The organism is Pseudomonas sp. REP124 (assembly GCF_020164475.1).
GTDB lineage: Bacteria > Pseudomonadota > Gammaproteobacteria > Pseudomonadales > Pseudomonadaceae > Aquipseudomonas.
In genome coordinates this window covers 15,522-32,373 of sequence record NZ_JAIQWX010000022.1, presented here as the reverse complement: position 1 = coordinate 32,373, position 16,852 = coordinate 15,522, and the positions used below count along the sequence as shown (strand labels likewise).

The window sequence follows — 16,852 nt, the reverse complement described above, 5'->3', positions numbered from 1 at the left end:
GCCGCAACGCCCGCGTGCGCCCTGATGCTTAGGCCACAACCGCTCGCGCGAGTGCCATCGCTTTGTGCAACAAGCATAGATCCAGATCAATAAATCCTCGGGGCAAGGCGTATACCCTGCGCGGTTTTTGCGACCTGGCCCGCCATGAACCTCATCGCCCCCGAATTGCTCGCCCCCGCCGGCACCCTGAAAAACATGCGTTACGCCTTCGCCTACGGTGCCGATGCGGTCTACGCCGGCCAGCCGCGCTACAGCCTGCGGGTGCGCAACAACGAATTCGATCACGCCAACCTGGCCCTCGGTATTGAGGAAGCACAGGCCCAGGGCAAGCGTTTCTACGTGGTGGTCAACATTGCGCCGCACAACGCCAAGCTCAAGACCTTCCTCAAGGACTTGGCGCCGATCATCGCCATGGCCCCCGATGCGCTGATCATGTCCGATCCCGGCCTGATCATGCTGGTGCGCCGACATTACCCGCAGACGCCGATTCACCTGTCGGTGCAGGCCAACACGGTGAACTGGGCGAGCGTCGAGTTCTGGCAGCAACAGGGCCTGAGCCGGGTGATCCTGTCCCGGGAGCTGTCCCTTGAGGAAATCGCCGAGATCCGCCGGGAAGTCCCGGCCATGGAGCTGGAGGTGTTCGTTCACGGCGCGTTGTGCATGGCGTATTCCGGCCGCTGCCTGTTGTCGGGCTACATGAACAAACGCGATGCCAACCAGGGCAGTTGCACCAACGCCTGTCGCTGGAAGTATTCGGCGCAGACCGCGACCGAAAACCAGGTCGGCGAGATCGTCCAGCAATATTAGCCGGAACCGACCCTGGGTATCGGCACGCCGACCGAACAGGTGTTCCTGCTGCAGGAAGCCAACCGCCCCGACGAGCTGATGCCGGCCTTCGAGGACGAACACGGCACCTACATCATGAACGCCAAGGATTTACGCGCCGTGCAGCATGTCGAGCGATTGACGCAAATGGGCGTGCATTCGCTGAAGATCGAAGGACGGACCAAATCGCACTTTTACTGCGCGCGGACGACGCAGGTTTATCGCCGCGCGATTGATGATGCGATGGCGGGTCGCGAGTTTGATCGCAGCCTCATGACGGATCTGGAATCGCTTGCCCAGCGCGGCTATACCGAGGGCTTTTTGCGGCGGCATGTGCATGACGAGTATCAGAACTACCAGAACGGCAGTTCGGTGTCGGAGCGCCAGCAGTTTGTCGGTGAGCTGACCGGCGAGCGGCGGGATCGGCTGGCGGAGGTGAAGGTGAAGAACCGGTTTGGTCTGGGTGATCACATGGAGTTGATGACGCCCAAGGGGAATTTTCACTTCGATCTGCACCAGATGCAGAACGCCAAGGGCGAGGCGATCGATGTGGCGCCGGGGGATGGGCATACGGTGTATCTGCCGATTCCGGATGCCGTGGATCTCGATTTTGGCCTGCTGATGAGAGACATCGGCGTGAACTAAACACAAACCCTGTGGCGAGGGGGCTTGCCCCCGTTGAACTGCGCAGCAGTCCCATCTTTCTAGGGCGGCTTCGCCACCCAACGGGGGCAAGCCCCCTCGCCACAAATGTGTTCCCTGTGAATGCGGTTACGCAAACTCCTCCCGCAACATCGCCACAAACGCCTCCCGCGCCGGATGCACCCCGGCGTTCTCATGCCAGTAGAACAAATTGTCGATCGCCGTCAGTTCAGGAAACTCATACCCCACACACCCCGCCCCCTTCGCGTACTGATCGAACACCCCCTTGGGCACCAGCGCCACGCCAGCCCCGGCGCTGACGCAGCCGACAATCGCGCCATAACTGGCCAGGCTGACAATCGGCAGTGCCTGGCCCTGGCGCAGCAGCCAATGTTCCAGCGCCGCACGGTACGGACAGCCCTGGGGCCACATGAAGACGGTCTTGTCCTGCAGATCCGTGATGTCGCGCACCGGCCCCAGCGAGGTCGACGCGATCAGCAGCAGATCTTCGCGGTACATCGGCGTGCGCTTGAGGTGCGAGCGCTCCACATCCACCGCGACGATCGCGCCGTCCAGGCGATGGTTGAGGGTGTCGTCGAGCAGTTGGCCCCAAGCGCCGGTGGTTAGTTCCAGCGCCACCGCCGGATAGCGCTTGTGGAATTTCGCCAGCAGGCGCGGCAGGCGGCCGGTGGCCGAGGATTCGATGGCGCCGATACGCAACGGCCCGGAGGGTTCGGCGGCCGGATCCACCGCGCGTTTGGCCTCGGCAGTCAGGGCGAGGATTTTCAGGGCGTACGCAAGAAAGGTCTGGCCCGAAGGGCTGATGCGCAGCCCGCGGCCCTCCCGCAGAAACAGCGCCACGCCCAGCTCCGCCTCCAGCGCCTTGATCCGCGCCGTGATGTTCGACGGCACGCAATGCAGCACTTCGGCCGCCCGGGCGATGCTGCCGACCTCGGCGACGGTCTTGAACATGCGGATCTGCGACAGCTCCATATTCATCACTCAAAGTGAACGGTTTGCGCAGTACAAGTCAGTTGTGGCGAATGATTCGAGTTCGGATACTTCGGGCATCTGCCATCCGGTGCACACCTATGAACGCCCTGACACCCTCCCCCGCTTCGCCCGTCAAAATCATCCTGGCCATGGCCTTTGTGGTCGCCTGCTGGGGTTACTCCCCGAGCGGCATCCACATCGGCCTGCAGGCCTACGACCCCGTGCACCTGGCGCTGGCGCGCTTTCTCTTGGCATCGCTGTTCATGGCGCTGGTCGCGGTGTTCAAGGGCATCCGCCTGCCGAAACTTCGCGATGTGCCGCTGTTGATGGGGCTGGGTTTCTTCGCTGTGAGCCTGCATCACGTGGCGATCAACTTCGGCCAACAGGGCGTGAGTGCGGGCGCCTCAAGCGTTCTGGCGCAGACCACGCCGCTGTTCAGCACCCTGCTGGCGCGTTTTGTGTTCAAGGATCGGGTCAGCGTCTGGCGCTGGGGTTGCGTGATCCTCGGTCTGATCGGCGTGGTGATTGTGGTGGCGGGCGATCGTGGCCTGGGCAGCATCGATGCCCATGGCTTGCTGATCCTGCTGGCGGCGTTGTCCTGGAGCCTGTACTTCGGCCTGCAGAAGCACCACAGCGGGCGTTATGACGGGCTGACCCTGGTTTGCTACACGGTCTGGGCGGGGACGTTTTTGCTGCTGATTTACCTGCCGGGTCTGATGGAGCAGGTGCTGAACGCGCCGGTGAGGGTGCAGTTGGCGGTGTTTGCCCTGGGGATTTTTCCGAGCGCCCTGGCGTATCTGGCCTGGGCCTATGTGCTGGCCCATGTGGATTTGAGCCGGGCGACGATGACGTTGTATCTGGTGCCGCCGACGGCGATGGCGATTGCCTCGATGACCTTGGGAGAGCGGCCGACCTTGATGGTCGCGGTGGGAGGTGTGGTGGTGTTGATCAGTGTGCTGGCGCTGAATCTGGAAAGGCGGCCTTTGGTCCAACCCGCCCGCGCCTGACATGCACCGCCCCTGTAGGAGCGAATTTATTCGCGATGGACGTTCAGACACCGCGGGGCATCAGGCAGCCAACGTTATCGTTTACGACCATCGCGAATAAATTCGCTCCTACAGGGGACGCTGCGTCAATAGCCAACTTTTGAACGCAGCCATCGCCGGGGTTTCCGGTCGCGACTGCAAGCGGGTCAGCCAGTAGCTGCCGGTGGTGATATGTATCGGAAACGGCTGGCATATCGCATCCGCCGCCAGTTGCCGCGCGAACATCAACGGCGGCGCCAGTGCCACCCCTGCGCCCTGCTGCGCCGCCTCCATCATCGCCAGCGACGAGTCGAAAACAATGCTCCTCGGTGACACCGCCAGGCTCGGCAACCCCGCCGCCTGGAACCACTCCGGCCATTCATCCGCGCGATAGGAACGCAACAGCGTCTGCTGCAGCAGATCCGCCGGTTCGCGCAATTGCCGAGCGATGTCCGGGATGCACAGCACCGACAGCGGCGCCTCGATCAGGCGCACCGCTTCAATCCCGTGCCAGGCCCCGGCGCCGAACCGAATGGCGTAATCCAGGCCCTCGGCGGCGACGTCCACCCGATTGTTATTGGTCGACAGTCGCAAATCTATGAACGGATGTTTCGCCTGGAAGTCCGCCAGTCGCGGCAACAGCCAACCCACGGCAAAGGTCCCCACCGCGCCGACCGTCAGCACTTCACGCAAATGCCCGCCCTGAAAACACGCCAGGGTTTCGGCAATGCGGTCGAAACACTCGCACAGCACCGGCAGCAGGGTTTCCCCTTCACGGGTCAGCATCAAGCCGCGGGGCAGACGCTTGAACAGGGTCACTCCCAGCTGCGATTCAAGCCCCTTGACCTGATGACTCACCGCCGCCTGGGTGACGCATAATTCCACCGCTGCCCGGGTGAAACTCAAGTGCCGTGCCGACGCTTCGAAAGCACGCAGCGCATTGAGCGGTAATTGCGGCCGGATCATGACCACCCCCTAATTTTTCTAATGGCTCGCGCAAAATATCATCGGTTGTCCCGCATCGAAAGACTGCATAGATTTGCCTGCTCCCGGCTCCCAGACAACTCATGGAAGTGATTCCGTCATGCCTCATTTCAACCTGAACAAGTTCGCGTCCTACAGTACTTTCCTACTCCTGCTCGGCGCCAGCCATTGCATGGCCGACGATCGCCTGCAAGGCATCGTCGATGCGGCCATGAAACCCGTGATGCAGGAACAGAAGATCCCCGGCGTGGCGATTGCCATCACCGTGAAGGGCCAACCGCATTACTTTAACTACGGTGTCGCCTCGAAAGAAACCGGTAGCGCCGTCAGCGAAAACACCCTGTTCGAGATCGGCTCGGTGAGCAAAACCTTCACAGCCACTCTCGGCGCCTACGCCCAGGCCAGCGGCAAACTGGACCTGTCAGCCAAGGCCAGCCAGGTCCTACCGGCGTTGCGCGGCAGTGCGTTCGACAACATCAGCGTGCTGCAACTGGGCACTTACTCCGCCGGCGGATTGCCCCTGCAATTCCCGGACGAAGCCGACACGCCGGACACCATGCTCGCCTACTTCCAGCACTGGAAACCGACCTTCGCCCCCGGCACCCATCGCCAGTACTCCAACCCGAGTATCGGGCTCTTCGGCTACCTGGCCGCACAAAGCCTGGGCGCCCCGTTCGACGAGGCCATGGAAAAGACCCTGCTGCCCAAGCTCGGCCTCAAGCACACCTTCCTCAAGGTGCCGCAGGAGCAGATGAGCCTTTACGCACAGGGCTACAACAAGGACGACAAACCGGTGCGAGTCGGCCCGGGGGCATTGGATTCGGAAGCCTACGGGGTGAAAACCAGCGCGTCGGACCTGATCCGCTACGTCCAGGCGAACCTGCAACCGGCCCAACTGGAAAAACCTCTCCAACAGGCCATGACCACCACCCACACCGGTTACTACAAGGCCGGCAGCATGACCCAGGGCCTGGGCTGGGAACTCTACCCCTACCCGGTCAAGCTCGAGCAATTGCTGGACGGCAACTCCACGCCAATGGCCCTCGAACCCCATGAAACACAGTGGATCACCCCGCCGCAGGCGCCACAGCAGAACGCCCTGCTCAACAAGACCGGCTCCACCAGCGGCTTCGGCGCGTACGTTGCGTACGTACCCGAGAAGCAGATCGGCATCGTGATTCTGGCGAACAGGAATTATCCGAATGCAGAGCGGATCAAGGTGGCTTACCGGATTTTGAATGCGCTGGAAAAATAACCTGTAGGAGCGAGCACGCTCGCGATGGACGTCAACGATTACGCGGGGAACCTGATACCCAGCGCCGTTCTTGCGTTCATCGCGAGCGTGCTCGCTCCTACAGGATTACAGGGTTACGTGGATATCAATCATCCGGCTGCTCTGGCGGCTTGGTCGGTTTCGCCGGCTTCGCAGGTTTTGCGTTCTTGGCGCCTTTGGCCGCAGGCGCCGCTGGCTCGGCCGCCACGGGAGGCGGTGTGGGCGCAGCCATGTCCTTCTCTTCGGCCGGCAGTGCATCGATGGTGGCGAAGATTTTCTTCAGATCCACCGTCTTCGAATCTTCCCCCGATGTTTCAAGTTTCTTCTCGCCGTCCTTGCCCAGCAGAATCACTTTCGGCAACGCCCCGGCTCCCATCTTCAGCGAGCGGATCAGGGCCATGGTGTCCTGTTGACCGAGATCCTTGCCGTCGAGTTGCCCCGACATGTTCAGCACGCTGTAGACCTTGATGTTGCGATCAACGACTCCCTGTTTGTTGGCCGGATCTTCCAGCGACTTCTTCAGGCCCACCCAGACCGGATCCACAGTGCTCGAGGCAATGACAACCAGGGGGCGGTACAGGCCTTTGTTGATGTCCAGTGGTGAATCGCCATCGTTGGCGAACAGGGGGCCGGCGAAAGCCAGCAAGGTAGCCAGGGTCAGTGACCTGATGAGCATGCGCATCTCCTTTTGATATCCACGCTCTAATGATTGCGCATTGCGGCGTTCGTTCCGGGTAGCGCCTGGCAATTGTGTCTTGCCTTGTCCAAAGCTTAGGTCAGGGCGGACATTGCGCAACAGTGGGCCTCACCCGACATCCTCCCAGCCTCCTGGTAAAAGAGCATGCAACGCTGAAGCGGGCGCCCCGAGCCACCCGCTCCTTCAGGGTGTCAAGAATGCGCCGACACCCGGCCTGGCACGGCCTGCCGCGATGTGTTTGCGCTTCCTATTGCCCTCATACGGGACACCACAATCAACGCCACCAGCCCCAGACCCATCAGGTAACAATTGATGTAAAACGGATATCCCTCACCATAAGCGAGCAGAGAAGTCGCGATGATCGGTGCCAGGCCACCGCCAATCGCACCCGAGATCTGCACTGCAACGGAGATCCCCGTGTAGCGCACTTCAGGCGTAAATTGCGCGGAGAAAAGTGCGCCCTCCGGTCCATATAACAACGAATAAATGATCCCGATGGCCACAACCATCGCGAAGACTATCCAGAATTGTTCCCGTGTCTGCAGCAACTCAAAGAAGATCGAGGAAAACACAATGAGCCCGACGACCCCCATCGCGAATACTTTCCTCTGACCGATCCGGTCGCCGAGCCAGCCGCAAACGGGCATGCAGAACATTGCGACGGTAGCCCCCCAGACAACGGCATTGAGCATGGTGTCCTTGGGGATCTGCAGAATTTTGGTGGCGTAGGCCAAGGAAAAAGTGGCCACGGTGTAAAACCATGTCACCTCCGCCAGGCGCGCCCCGGCGACGGTTAGTAGCGCTTGCCGATGGTCGCGCAACACGGTCTTGAATGGCATTTCCCGAGGGACATCATTCTTCACGGCCACGAAGTCCGGTGACTCGGCAACTTTTTCTCGGATGTACCAGCCCACCAACAGCAGTGCCGCGCTGGCGAGAAAGGGCAGCCGCCAGCCCCAGGTGAGCATGTCCTGCTCGGGCAATTGGGCCACTGCGCCCATTGCCAGCGAAGACAGAATCAATCCCGGTGCAACTCCGGTTTGCGGCAGGCTGCCAAAAAAGCCCTTCTTGCCTTCGGGTGCATGCTCGACAGCCAGGAGAATCGCACCACCCCATTCGCCGCCCACCGCGATACCCTGCAGCAGTCGCATGACCACCAACAGTACGGCGGCCCAATAGCCGATGGAGTCGTAGGAAGGGATCAGGCCGATGATGATCGTCGGGATGCCCATCATGAACAACGTGATCAGCAGCATCGACTTCCTGCCCAGCCGATCGCCGAAATGGCCAAACACGATCCCGCCGAACGGTCGCGCAAAGAAACCCACCGCATAGGTCGCGAACGCGGCCAGGGTACCGGTGACGGGGTCGAAGTCGGGGAAGAAGATTTTGTTGAAAATGAGCGCGGCCGCGGTGCCATACAGGAAGTAGTCATACCATTCGATTGTGGTACCCATCATGCTCGCAAGGCCCGCAATCACGGTTTGACGTTTCACGGCTGAAGGAGCCGCACCTGCCTTATTTGTTCTCGACATTTTTCAGTCCTTTATCTGGCAGTCAGAAATTTTCTGGAGATGTGTTCCGGGCCCATACGCCGACGGTGTACGGGCGAATCGGCGCAGAGGCTTACATCGGCGGCATGCCGGGCGCGCGGTGCGTCTGGCGGCACCAGTAATCGAAGGTTGCCCTGACAATGGAGGCCTTGAGCAGATAGTCGTGTGCCTCCTGCGCCAGGACCGGGTCCACTGGAGTCAGATCACCGAACGCCTTGGCCCGGATCTGCATCCTTGCCGCGCGTTCCAGGTACACAGAAAGATAAGTGGCTTGCTCGACGGACTCTCCGGCGGTGAGATAACCGTGGTGAGCCAGGATGATCGACTTCATTGTGCCCAGGGCCTCGGAAATCAAAGTGCCTTCATGGTCGGCGATCGGCACGCCTGGCCATTCACCCAGAAATGCGCAGTCGTTGAACAGCGGTGTCATGTCCATCTGCGAAATCACCAGAGGCTGCCTCGCCGCCGCCAGCGCCGAGGCCCAGGGCGAGTGCGTGTGGATGATCGAGGTGACATCCGGGCGATTTCGATATACCCACAGGTGGAACCGGGTGGCGGGATTGGCCATGCCTTCACCGGTCACTGTGTTCAGATCCTTGTCGACCTCGATGAAGTCATCGGCCGTCGCTTCCTCGAAGCCCAGGCCAAAGCGCAGTGTCCAATAGGTATCGTCCCTATCGGAACGTGCGGTGAGCTGTCCCGCTAGGCCAGCTTCCTGCCCGGTCATCGCCAGGATGCGGGCGGCGTAAGCAAGACGCTGCTTGAGCGGCATCTCCTTTGATTTGAGGTGCTGGGCCATTTCGCTGGTGGCCCGCTGGTCGAAATACTCTTTGCTGCGTAGATCCTGATTCACTTGCCTGTCCTCACTAGCGCTATCAACGGTCGGTCCAGATTAGGAAGCTCGACCTACGATGGCGATGAGGCTGGGGCTATATCAGCTATTCACTTGAGTGCATTTGCGGCCAGCGTGGCGAAACCAAGGATGGCTTTGGTGATAGCGGTGGGAGGCGGATCAGCCCGATAAATGGCAACGACCTTGCGGTTCAACGCCGGCCTGATATCGGTAATTCGAGTCAGGTTGTACTGTTGCAGCACGCGATCGGGGATCAACGAAGGCAGGATGCAAGCGCCCACACCCGAGGAAACCAGTTCCAACATGGCGTCGACGGTTTCCACTTCGGCTGCAATGGTGAAAGGTACCGAGCAGGTGTCGAGCATTCGCCTCAATGCGTACCCACTTGGGAACACCACAAGCCTGAGCGCCTCGCGGGTCAGATCCAGTATCTGAGGCGCAGGCTCGCCCCCCGCCCGGACCACAATGGCCATCGACTCGGTAAACAGAACGCTCGATAACAGCTCCATTGAAGCCACTTCGCTGTCATAAACAAAGCCCAGGTCGGCGCGGCCAGACTCGACCAGTTTGATGACCTCAGTCGAACTGCGCGCCATGAACGACACATTCACGTCCCGATTCTGATGCACGAAACGTGAAACCAGATCGCCCAGAAAGTAATAGGTCAACGTATGCACCGTGGCCAGACGCAGATGTCCCCGGGTGATGCCGAATTCGTCCTTGATCTTGCTGATAGCCGAGTCGACGGCCATGAAAGCAGGCCCGGCCATTGACGCAAGATGCGTACCGGCATCGGTCAGTACCAGCCCCCGGCCGGTCCTGCGGAACAACGGATTACCGAGATAGCTCTCCAGACTCGCAAGCTGCCGACTCAGGCTTGGCTGGGAAATATTCAATTGTTCCGAAGCCGCTGAAATCGAGCCATGCATGGAGATACACAGGAAATATCTGATCTTGCGATCCAGATCTTCGCTCATTGCCGTGTCCTTTGAGGTGCGTGCGTGTCGCAAGCCGCATGGCTGCATACCTGCACTGCTAATTCACAAGACCATAACAAGCGCCTTCCTGAAAGATCCAGCACTGCTCGACATGAAGCTTGCCCATGCTGCTGACATTCGGTGTTGCCCTTCTGCACTCATCGCTTTCATAATCGGCGTTCTCGGCTTTCTACGTGAGGTGTTCGTCCGATGCGCAATTGATGCCGCCGTCCTGTTTGACGGTCCCGTTTGCATTTCTTCCCGCTCCGTGGGGAGGTGAACAGTGGCATCCATTGAGATCACCCATGACCCGTACCTACCTGACGCTGGACAGCGTTTCCTTTTCCTTGCCCGATGGCAGGGTTGTCTTTTCCGATCTTTGCTTTGAATTCGATCAACAAGCCACCGGCCTTGTGGGGCGCAACGGGGTTGGCAAGAGCGTGCTCGCACGCCTGCTGTGCGGACAGCTTGAGCCAACCAGTGGCCGGTGTTTGCGTGGCGGATCCATCCACTATCTGGCGCAGCAGGTTCAACATCCTGCGACGCTGAGCGTGGCCGGGCTGGCAGGTATCGAGCCAGCGCTCCAGGCGTTGCAGCGCATCGAAGCGGGCAGCGTGGAGCCTGCAGACTTCGACACGGTGGGAGACCGCTGGGATATCCGGCGCCGCTTGCAAGCCGAGTTGCTGGCCCAGGGACTGGGTCACCTTTCGCTGCACCAGCGCGCGTCCGAACTCAGTGGCGGCGAAGCCATGCGGGTGGCACTGGTAGGAGCCTGGATCGCGGCCCCCGATTTATTGATTCTTGACGAGCCCACCAACCATCTCGACCGAGCCAGTCGCCAGCAATTTATGGAACAGCTCAGCCTGTGGCCCAAGGGTCTGCTGGTCATCAGCCACGATCGGCAACTGCTGCAACGGATGTCGCGCATCGTCGAACTTTCGAGCCTGGGGCTGCGCAGTTATGGCGGAAATTACGAGTTCTATGACCAGACCAGAGCGCAGGACAGTGAAAACGTCGCGCGGCAATTGCAGCAGCGCAAGCATGAGCGCAAACAGGGCGAACTGGAACTGGCCCGCCAACGAGAACGCCATGAGCGTCGCACTGCCAAGGGCAACAAAAACGCCCGGGAGGCCAATCAGGCGCCGATTCTGCTAGGGCGGCGCAAGGAGCAGAGCGAGAACAGCCTGGGCAAATCACGCACCCGGGAAACGCAAGCACGCGAGCAACTGAACCTGCGCGTTCGACAGGCTGCGCAACAGGTTGAAGAGGAGGTTGCCATTCGCTTGTATGCACCGCCTGAACAACGGTTCACGCGACGCACCGCCGCCAGGCTCCAAGCCCTGCTCATGCCCTTTCGCCCCGCACGTGTTGGCACAATCGATCTGACCATCGAAGGCGGTCAGCGCATCGGCATCATCGGCGACAACGGGGTGGGTAAATCCACGCTGCTCAAGGTATTGGCAGGGCACCTGCAGCCCTTGTCAGGCGAGTGTTCGGTGCAAGTGCCCGTCGCCTGGCTCGATCAGCAATCAAGCATTCTGGACCCACGGACATCGGTGCTCGAACAGTTGCTGCGCGTCAACCGGTCTGTCCGCGAAAGCGAGTTGCGCACTCGTCTGGCGCACCTGGATCTGGACGCAGTGAAAATGCTGCAGCCCACCGCGTCACTTAGTGGCGGCGAACGTCTCAAAGCCGCCATGGCCTGCGTGCTGTATGCGGAGGAACCCGCGCAATTATTACTGCTGGACGAGCCGGGCAACCACCTCGACCTGACCTCGTTGCGGGCGCTGGAATCAATGCTCGTGCAATACGAGGGGACACTCATGATCGTCTCGCACGATGAGACCTTTCTTGAGCGACTACAGCTGTCCCATTACCTGCATCTGCGCAATGACGGTTGGACATGGAGGGCTGTCGGGGAGCATCTGGACAAGCAATGAGGCGCTTGCTCGCAGAGGCGTTCCGTCAAAAGTACACCCGACACCTACGTGCAATGTGTTCGTTTTGCCCGTCCGTGCTGTGATTGGTACCCGGGCAATGCATGGCCAGGTCCCTGACCCGGCATCGCCGGGCACGAACGCCATCCCCGCTCCGACAGGAGCTGTCCACTTGCGAGGCTGAACATGTTACTTCCACTGTCAACCTGGTCCGAGATCCAGCAGTTTCTTGAACGCTCGCGCACCATCGTCATTCCCATCGGCTCCAATGAGCAGCACGGGCCGACCGGTCTTCTGGGTACCGACTGGATGTGCCCGGAGATCATCGCCCATCATGCGCAAAAATCAGCCGACATCCTGATTGCCCCGACCTTCAACATCGGCATGGCCCAGCATCACCTCGGTTTTCCCGGGACCATCACACTGCGACCCTCGACGTTCATCGCCGCCATCGGAGACTGGACGCGCTCGCTGGTAGCCCACGGGTTCGAAAAGATTTTTTTCCTCAACGGCCATGGCGGCAACATCGCGTCGATTGAAGCCGCGTTTTCGGAGTTGTATGCCGAGGCAAGTTTCCACCGACGCCCGGCGGGCTTTGCATTGAAACTCTGTAACTGGTGGGATCTGGAAGGGGTGGGGACGCTCGCCAATGCTCAATTCCCCGTGGGTCACGGCATCCATGCCACGCCCTCGGAGATTGCCGTCACTCAATGGGCCTTCCCGGGCTCGATCAAGACCGCCGACTATTCGCCTCAGATCGCCAACTGGGGTCCGATACGCGAAGCCGCCGACTTCCGCGCCCGTCACCCGGACGGCCGGATGGGCTCGGACCCGGCCCTTGCAAGTCCGGGAAAAGGCCGCGAACTGGTCCTGCGCGCAGCTCTGAGCCTGATACAGGAGCTGGAGGTGTTCAGCGAGGAATCCGGCCCGATATAAGGCCGCATGCGCCGCAATCCACCTTGGCTAACAAACGCTAACAGTGGATAACTGGTGATAGACCGCCCAAGGCATCACTCTTGAGCCTGACCACTGACCTCATGGCGACCGGACTTCATTGCATTGGCCATGACCAGTAGAACTGATGGCTTAAGAGGGATCCGATCATGGCCGAAGGTTTTCGCGAAAGCTGCCTGAACAGTATCGACCGCCTCGCAGACGATGAACTTCGTGCGCTGATGGCGGATGTCCTGAAACACGACACCGCCGCTTCACTGCAACTGATCGCCAACGTGACGCCTCTGTTTCTGGCCTTTTTCGAAGGCCAGGCGCAAGCCGAGCGCGTCGGGCAGGACAGCGTCGAGGGGCTGGTTCAGGAAGCCTTCATGACGCTGTATCGCAGACGAGCCGACTATGATGACAACACCCCCTTTCGCGCGTGGCTGATCGAAATGGCCCGCTGCACTTTGCTCGAACACCTGCGCAACCGCAAGGACGCACAGGTTGCTCATTCGTTTCGCGGCCTCACCGATTTGAACCGTCACCACACCTTGCGAGCCATCTGAACGGTCTGTCGAAATTGCGAACGCTCATCAGGAACTGTTCATGCTCAGCATCGAAAAAACCCTATACACCGGCCATACCTGCACCACAGGAGGTCGGGAAGGAACCGGACGCAGCCATGATGGTCGGCTCGATCTCAAACTTTCGGCGCCTGGCGCTCCCGGCGAAGGCACTAACCCGGAACAGTTGTTCGCGATCTGCTGGTCGGCCTGTTTCCTCGGCTCCTTGCGACATGCCTGCAACGCGCGAAAAATCAGTTTCCCGGCAGACGCCAGCGTCGATGCACAGGTCGATCTGATGCATGGCGAACAAGGGTTCTTCCTGCAAGCGCGGTTGGCTGTGTCATTGCCTGACATAGCGGCGGACATTGCCCGTCAACTCATTGAAGCTGCTCACCAGAACTGCCCTTATTCCAAGGCGACCCGAGCGAACATCGACGTGAGCCTCAGCCTCGTCTGACGCTCTTATGCCAGCCTTCGCACGACACTCTGATACTCCCCTGACGGAATTGGAACACTTGATCGTTAAGTCAAAACCCATATGATGCAGACTTGGCCGCACCTTTCGCCTGCTGCGAAAACACGATCAACTTTTCAGAGAGCGATTCCATTGGAGCCCGTCGCCGACGATTTGCATGAATCCCTGAGCCTGCAACTCGCCTTTGGCCCTTTCTGTGTCACACCTGCAAAGCGCCTGCTCACCAGGAGCGGCGCGGCAGTGGACATTGGCGGCCGTGCGCTGGACTTGCTGATCGCCTTGCTCGAACGTCCCGGCCGAGTACTGTCCAAACACGAATTGATCAAGCTGGTCTGGCCCAACATCGTCGTTTCCGAAGGCAGCCTGCGTTTTCACATGACGGGTCTGAGAAAGATCCTCGGGGATGGTGAAGACGGCGCTCGTTACATCTCTACGCAAGTGGGCGTCGGGTATGCCTTCGTCGCTCCTATCGAACGTTTGCAATCGCTACTTCCTGCGCATGTCACCACCACCCTTACGGATCACTTTCACGACAAGCGTCTGACCAACAGCGTCGGCGGTCTGCCCCCACGTGCCCGACTGGTCGGGCGCGACAACGATGCACAAATGCTTGTCGACCGGCTGCTGGAACCCAAACTGTTCACCATCGTCGGCCCCGGCGGGGTCGGCAAGACCAGCCTGGCCATCGAAGTGGGTCACCGCCTCTGCGCCGGCAACGATGATCAGGTGCGTTTCGTCGATCTGGCCCAGGTCGAGGACGCCGCACTGGTGCCCTCCTCGCTCGCCAGCGCACTGGGCATCACGCTCCAGGCTGAAGACCCGATGCACGTGCTGCTGGCCCATCTGCGCACACGTAAACTGATGTTGATCATCGACAACTGCGAACACCTGATCGACGCCATTTCATCGATCATCGAAAAGATCAGGGAGGCCGCGCCCAATGTCGGTCTGCTGGCCACCAGCCGCGAGCCGTTGCGTGTTCTGGGCGAACATGTCCATTGGCTCAGCGCCCTGCGTTATCCGGTCGATGCGCAAGGGCTCAGTGTCGACCAGTTGCTGGCGTTTCCGGCTGTGAAACTGTTCGTCGAGCGCGCCACATCAGGCAATGCGTCGCTGGCTCTGGAGACAGAAGATGCACGGATGATTGCCGACATCTGCCGGCGTCTTGAGGGCATGGCGTTGCCGATTGAGCTGGCTGCGATGCGGGTTGCCAGCCATGGGCTTCAGGCCACCCACGGGCTGCTGGGTGAGCGTTTTTCACTGGGCTGGTCGGGGCGGCGGACAGCGCTGCCGAAACACCAGACACTGCGCGCGATGCTCGATTGGAGCTATGACCTCCTGTGCGCAAAGGAGCACTTGGTATTCGATCGACTGGCGATTTTCGTCGGGCCTTTTTCGCTGGAGGCTGCGTCACAGATTCTCGCCGACGCACAAATCGACTCGGTCAGCGCAGCGGCGGCCCTGGATGAACTGGCGTCCAAGGGTCTGGTCACTGTCGACCACAGTGCAGTCATCGCCACCTACCGTCTACTCGAAATGACCCGTGCCTATGCCCGGGAAAAACTGGCGATACGCGTGGAAGCCGAAGTCCATGCGCTGTCATTCAGGCACGCGGCCTACTTCACCGAACTGCTCAGTCATCCCGACGCGACACCCGACGAACTCTTCGAGCGGTCCTCACGACTGGCCAGCCAACTGGGCAATATCAGGAGCGCGCTTGAGTGGAGTTTCGGCCCCCAGGGCGACCCTGGGCTGGCCCTGCCTCTGGCCGCCGCCAGCGCTCCGTTGTTCCTGCATTTTTCACTGATGGTCGAATGCCGGGCCTGGTGTTCCCGGGCGACCGAACTGCTGGAACTGGGCTATTTCGGCACACCGACCGAGATGGAATTACAAGCCGCCCTGGGCCTGGTCCTGATGTTCACCCGGGGCAACAGCGACGCGGCGCAAAAAGCGCTGCTCAGGGCGCTGGACATCGCCCAGACACTGGACGATCACTGGTCACAACTGCGCCTGCTCGGGCGCCTGCAAATATTCTCGGAGCGTATCGGCGACTTCCCCTCATCCCTGGCCTGGGCGGAAAAAGCTGTGGTTGTGGGTGATCTCATCGGCAAGCCCGAAGCCATTGCGGTGGCCGCCTCGCTGGCGGGCATTTCCCATCACTTGCTCGGCAATCAGCCACTGGCGCGCCAGGAGCTGGAAAAGTCGCTGCGTTACAGCCTGCCATCCGAGCGCAGCAGCACCGTGCATTACGGCTTCGATCATCGCAACCGCACTGGCCTGGCGCTGGCCCGCACGCTCTGGTTACTGGGCTATCCCGACCAGGCCAGGCATTGGGCCGCAAAGGTCGAAGCAGAAGCGGCCGCGCTGGACCATTCGGTGACCTATTGCATCGCGCTGGTCTGGACCCTTTGCATCCACATCTGGACTGGCGAGCTGGACAAGGCTGCCGCCAGTCTCGCTACCTTCAGTAAAGTCGCCGATGCGAATGCGTTGGCGCCCTACGTGGCGGCAGCCCTGGGCGTACAAGGCAGCATCGCGATTCGCGCGGGGCAGTCAGGCGACGCCGTCGCCCTGCTTGAAGAAAGCCTGGCGCGTCTGCAAGGCATGCGTTACGAATTGCTGACCACCTCCTTCGAAACCGCTCTGGTCGAAGGCTTGATCCTCGGGGGCCAGTACGGAAAGGCGTTGTGTCAAGTCGAGCGGACCATCGGCCACTGTCGCGACAGCGGCGACGCCTACGCCCTGCCCGAGCTGTTGCGGATCAGGGCGGGCATTCTCGACACCCTGGAGCCTGCCAATCCCGCCGCAACCCAGGACAGGCTCATGGAAGCGATCAACCTGAGTCGCCAGCAAGGTGCCCGGTCATGGGAACTCAGAGCGTCGATGGACCTTGCCCTCCTGTGGCTGGAACAGGGTCAGGCCGCCAAAGCCAAAGAATTGCTGGCGGCTTGCCGTGAACAGATATCGGAAGGCTACGACACCCTGGACATGCGTCAATTTCAGGCGCTCTGGCAAAGGGTGTCGATCAGGGATACCGGGCAGCACTCGGACAGGTCGGAACCGCATTGAAAAAAAAGTGAGCGTCGGGGCGGAATCGAAGACCCGACGGTAAAAGA

Annotated in this window: 13 protein-coding genes and 1 pseudogene; 8 read left to right on the top strand and 6 right to left on the bottom strand. The window is 60.5% G+C overall.

Annotated elements, in window-relative coordinates; all coding sequences use genetic code 11:
* Positions 1 to 144 precede the first annotated feature (144 nt).
* Positions 145 to 1,470: pseudogene (yegQ, locus tag K9857_RS08025) on the top strand (tRNA 5-hydroxyuridine modification protein YegQ).
* A gap of 126 nt (positions 1,471 to 1,596) precedes the next feature.
* Here the strand turns inward: yegQ and K9857_RS08020 are convergent.
* Positions 1,597 to 2,460, bottom strand: a complete 864-nt coding sequence (locus K9857_RS08020) for a LysR family transcriptional regulator (RefSeq protein ID WP_224534606.1) — start codon at positions 2,458 to 2,460, stop codon at positions 1,597 to 1,599.
* 98 nt (positions 2,461 to 2,558) lie between these two features.
* Between K9857_RS08020 and K9857_RS08015 the strand changes: the two genes are divergently transcribed.
* Positions 2,559 to 3,467 (top strand): DMT family transporter, encoded by a 909-nt coding sequence (locus K9857_RS08015; protein WP_224534603.1) that lies wholly within the window; start codon positions 2,559 to 2,561, stop codon positions 3,465 to 3,467.
* A 108-nt stretch (positions 3,468 to 3,575) separates the two neighbouring features.
* On the opposite strand, the gene K9857_RS08010 is transcribed toward K9857_RS08015, so the two are convergent.
* Positions 3,576 to 4,451, bottom strand: a complete 876-nt coding sequence (locus tag K9857_RS08010) for a LysR family transcriptional regulator (protein WP_224534601.1) — start codon at positions 4,449 to 4,451, stop codon at positions 3,576 to 3,578.
* A 190-nt stretch (positions 4,452 to 4,641) separates the two neighbouring features.
* Between K9857_RS08010 and ampC the strand changes: the two genes are divergently transcribed.
* A complete protein-coding gene (gene ampC, locus K9857_RS08005; RefSeq protein WP_411961552.1) occupies positions 4,642 to 5,724 on the top strand; it encodes a class C beta-lactamase in 1,083 nt (360 codons plus the stop codon).
* Positions 5,725 to 5,848: 124 nt separating this feature from the next.
* On the opposite strand, the gene K9857_RS08000 is transcribed toward ampC, so the two are convergent.
* The 4 genes from K9857_RS08000 to K9857_RS07985 all read right to left on the bottom strand — a co-directional run bounded on the left by K9857_RS08000 (position 5,849) and on the right by K9857_RS07985 (position 9,822).
* The gene (locus K9857_RS08000) at positions 5,849 to 6,418 is read right to left on the bottom strand and encodes a DUF4174 domain-containing protein (RefSeq protein ID WP_224534597.1); all 570 of its coding nucleotides are present in this window, start codon (positions 6,416 to 6,418) and stop codon (positions 5,849 to 5,851) included.
* 212 nt (positions 6,419 to 6,630) lie between these two features.
* Entirely contained in the window at positions 6,631 to 7,935 is a 1,305-nt protein-coding gene (locus K9857_RS07995; RefSeq protein WP_224534596.1) for an MFS transporter, read from the bottom strand.
* A 130-nt stretch (positions 7,936 to 8,065) separates the two neighbouring features.
* Positions 8,066 to 8,845, bottom strand: coding sequence for an aldolase (locus K9857_RS07990; RefSeq protein WP_224534594.1), 780 nt, complete (start codon positions 8,843 to 8,845; stop codon positions 8,066 to 8,068).
* A gap of 89 nt (positions 8,846 to 8,934) precedes the next feature.
* Positions 8,935 to 9,822: a LysR family transcriptional regulator gene (locus tag K9857_RS07985; protein ID WP_224534592.1), complete on the bottom strand. Its 888-nt coding sequence runs from the start codon at positions 9,820 to 9,822 to the stop codon at positions 8,935 to 8,937.
* Positions 9,823 to 10,127: 305 nt separating this feature from the next.
* Between K9857_RS07985 and K9857_RS07980 the strand changes: the two genes are divergently transcribed.
* The 5 genes from K9857_RS07980 (at position 10,128) to K9857_RS07960 (ending at position 16,805) form a co-directional block, all read left to right on the top strand.
* On the top strand, positions 10,128 to 11,762 hold the full coding sequence (locus tag K9857_RS07980; protein ID WP_224534590.1) for an ABC-F family ATP-binding cassette domain-containing protein: 1,635 nt from the start codon (positions 10,128 to 10,130) through the stop codon (positions 11,760 to 11,762).
* Positions 11,763 to 11,945: 183 nt separating this feature from the next.
* Positions 11,946 to 12,695: a creatininase family protein gene (locus tag K9857_RS07975; RefSeq protein ID WP_224534588.1), complete on the top strand. Its 750-nt coding sequence runs from the start codon at positions 11,946 to 11,948 to the stop codon at positions 12,693 to 12,695.
* Between the two features lie 167 nt (positions 12,696 to 12,862).
* On the top strand, positions 12,863 to 13,261 hold the full coding sequence (locus K9857_RS07970; protein ID WP_224534578.1) for a sigma factor: 399 nt from the start codon (positions 12,863 to 12,865) through the stop codon (positions 13,259 to 13,261).
* Between the two features lie 40 nt (positions 13,262 to 13,301).
* The gene (locus tag K9857_RS07965; protein WP_224534576.1) at positions 13,302 to 13,718 is read left to right on the top strand and encodes an organic hydroperoxide resistance protein; all 417 of its coding nucleotides are present in this window, start codon (positions 13,302 to 13,304) and stop codon (positions 13,716 to 13,718) included.
* Between the two features lie 150 nt (positions 13,719 to 13,868).
* Positions 13,869 to 16,805, top strand: a complete 2,937-nt coding sequence (locus K9857_RS07960) for an ATP-binding protein (protein ID WP_224534574.1) — start codon at positions 13,869 to 13,871, stop codon at positions 16,803 to 16,805.
* Positions 16,806 to 16,852: the final 47 nt, after the last annotated feature.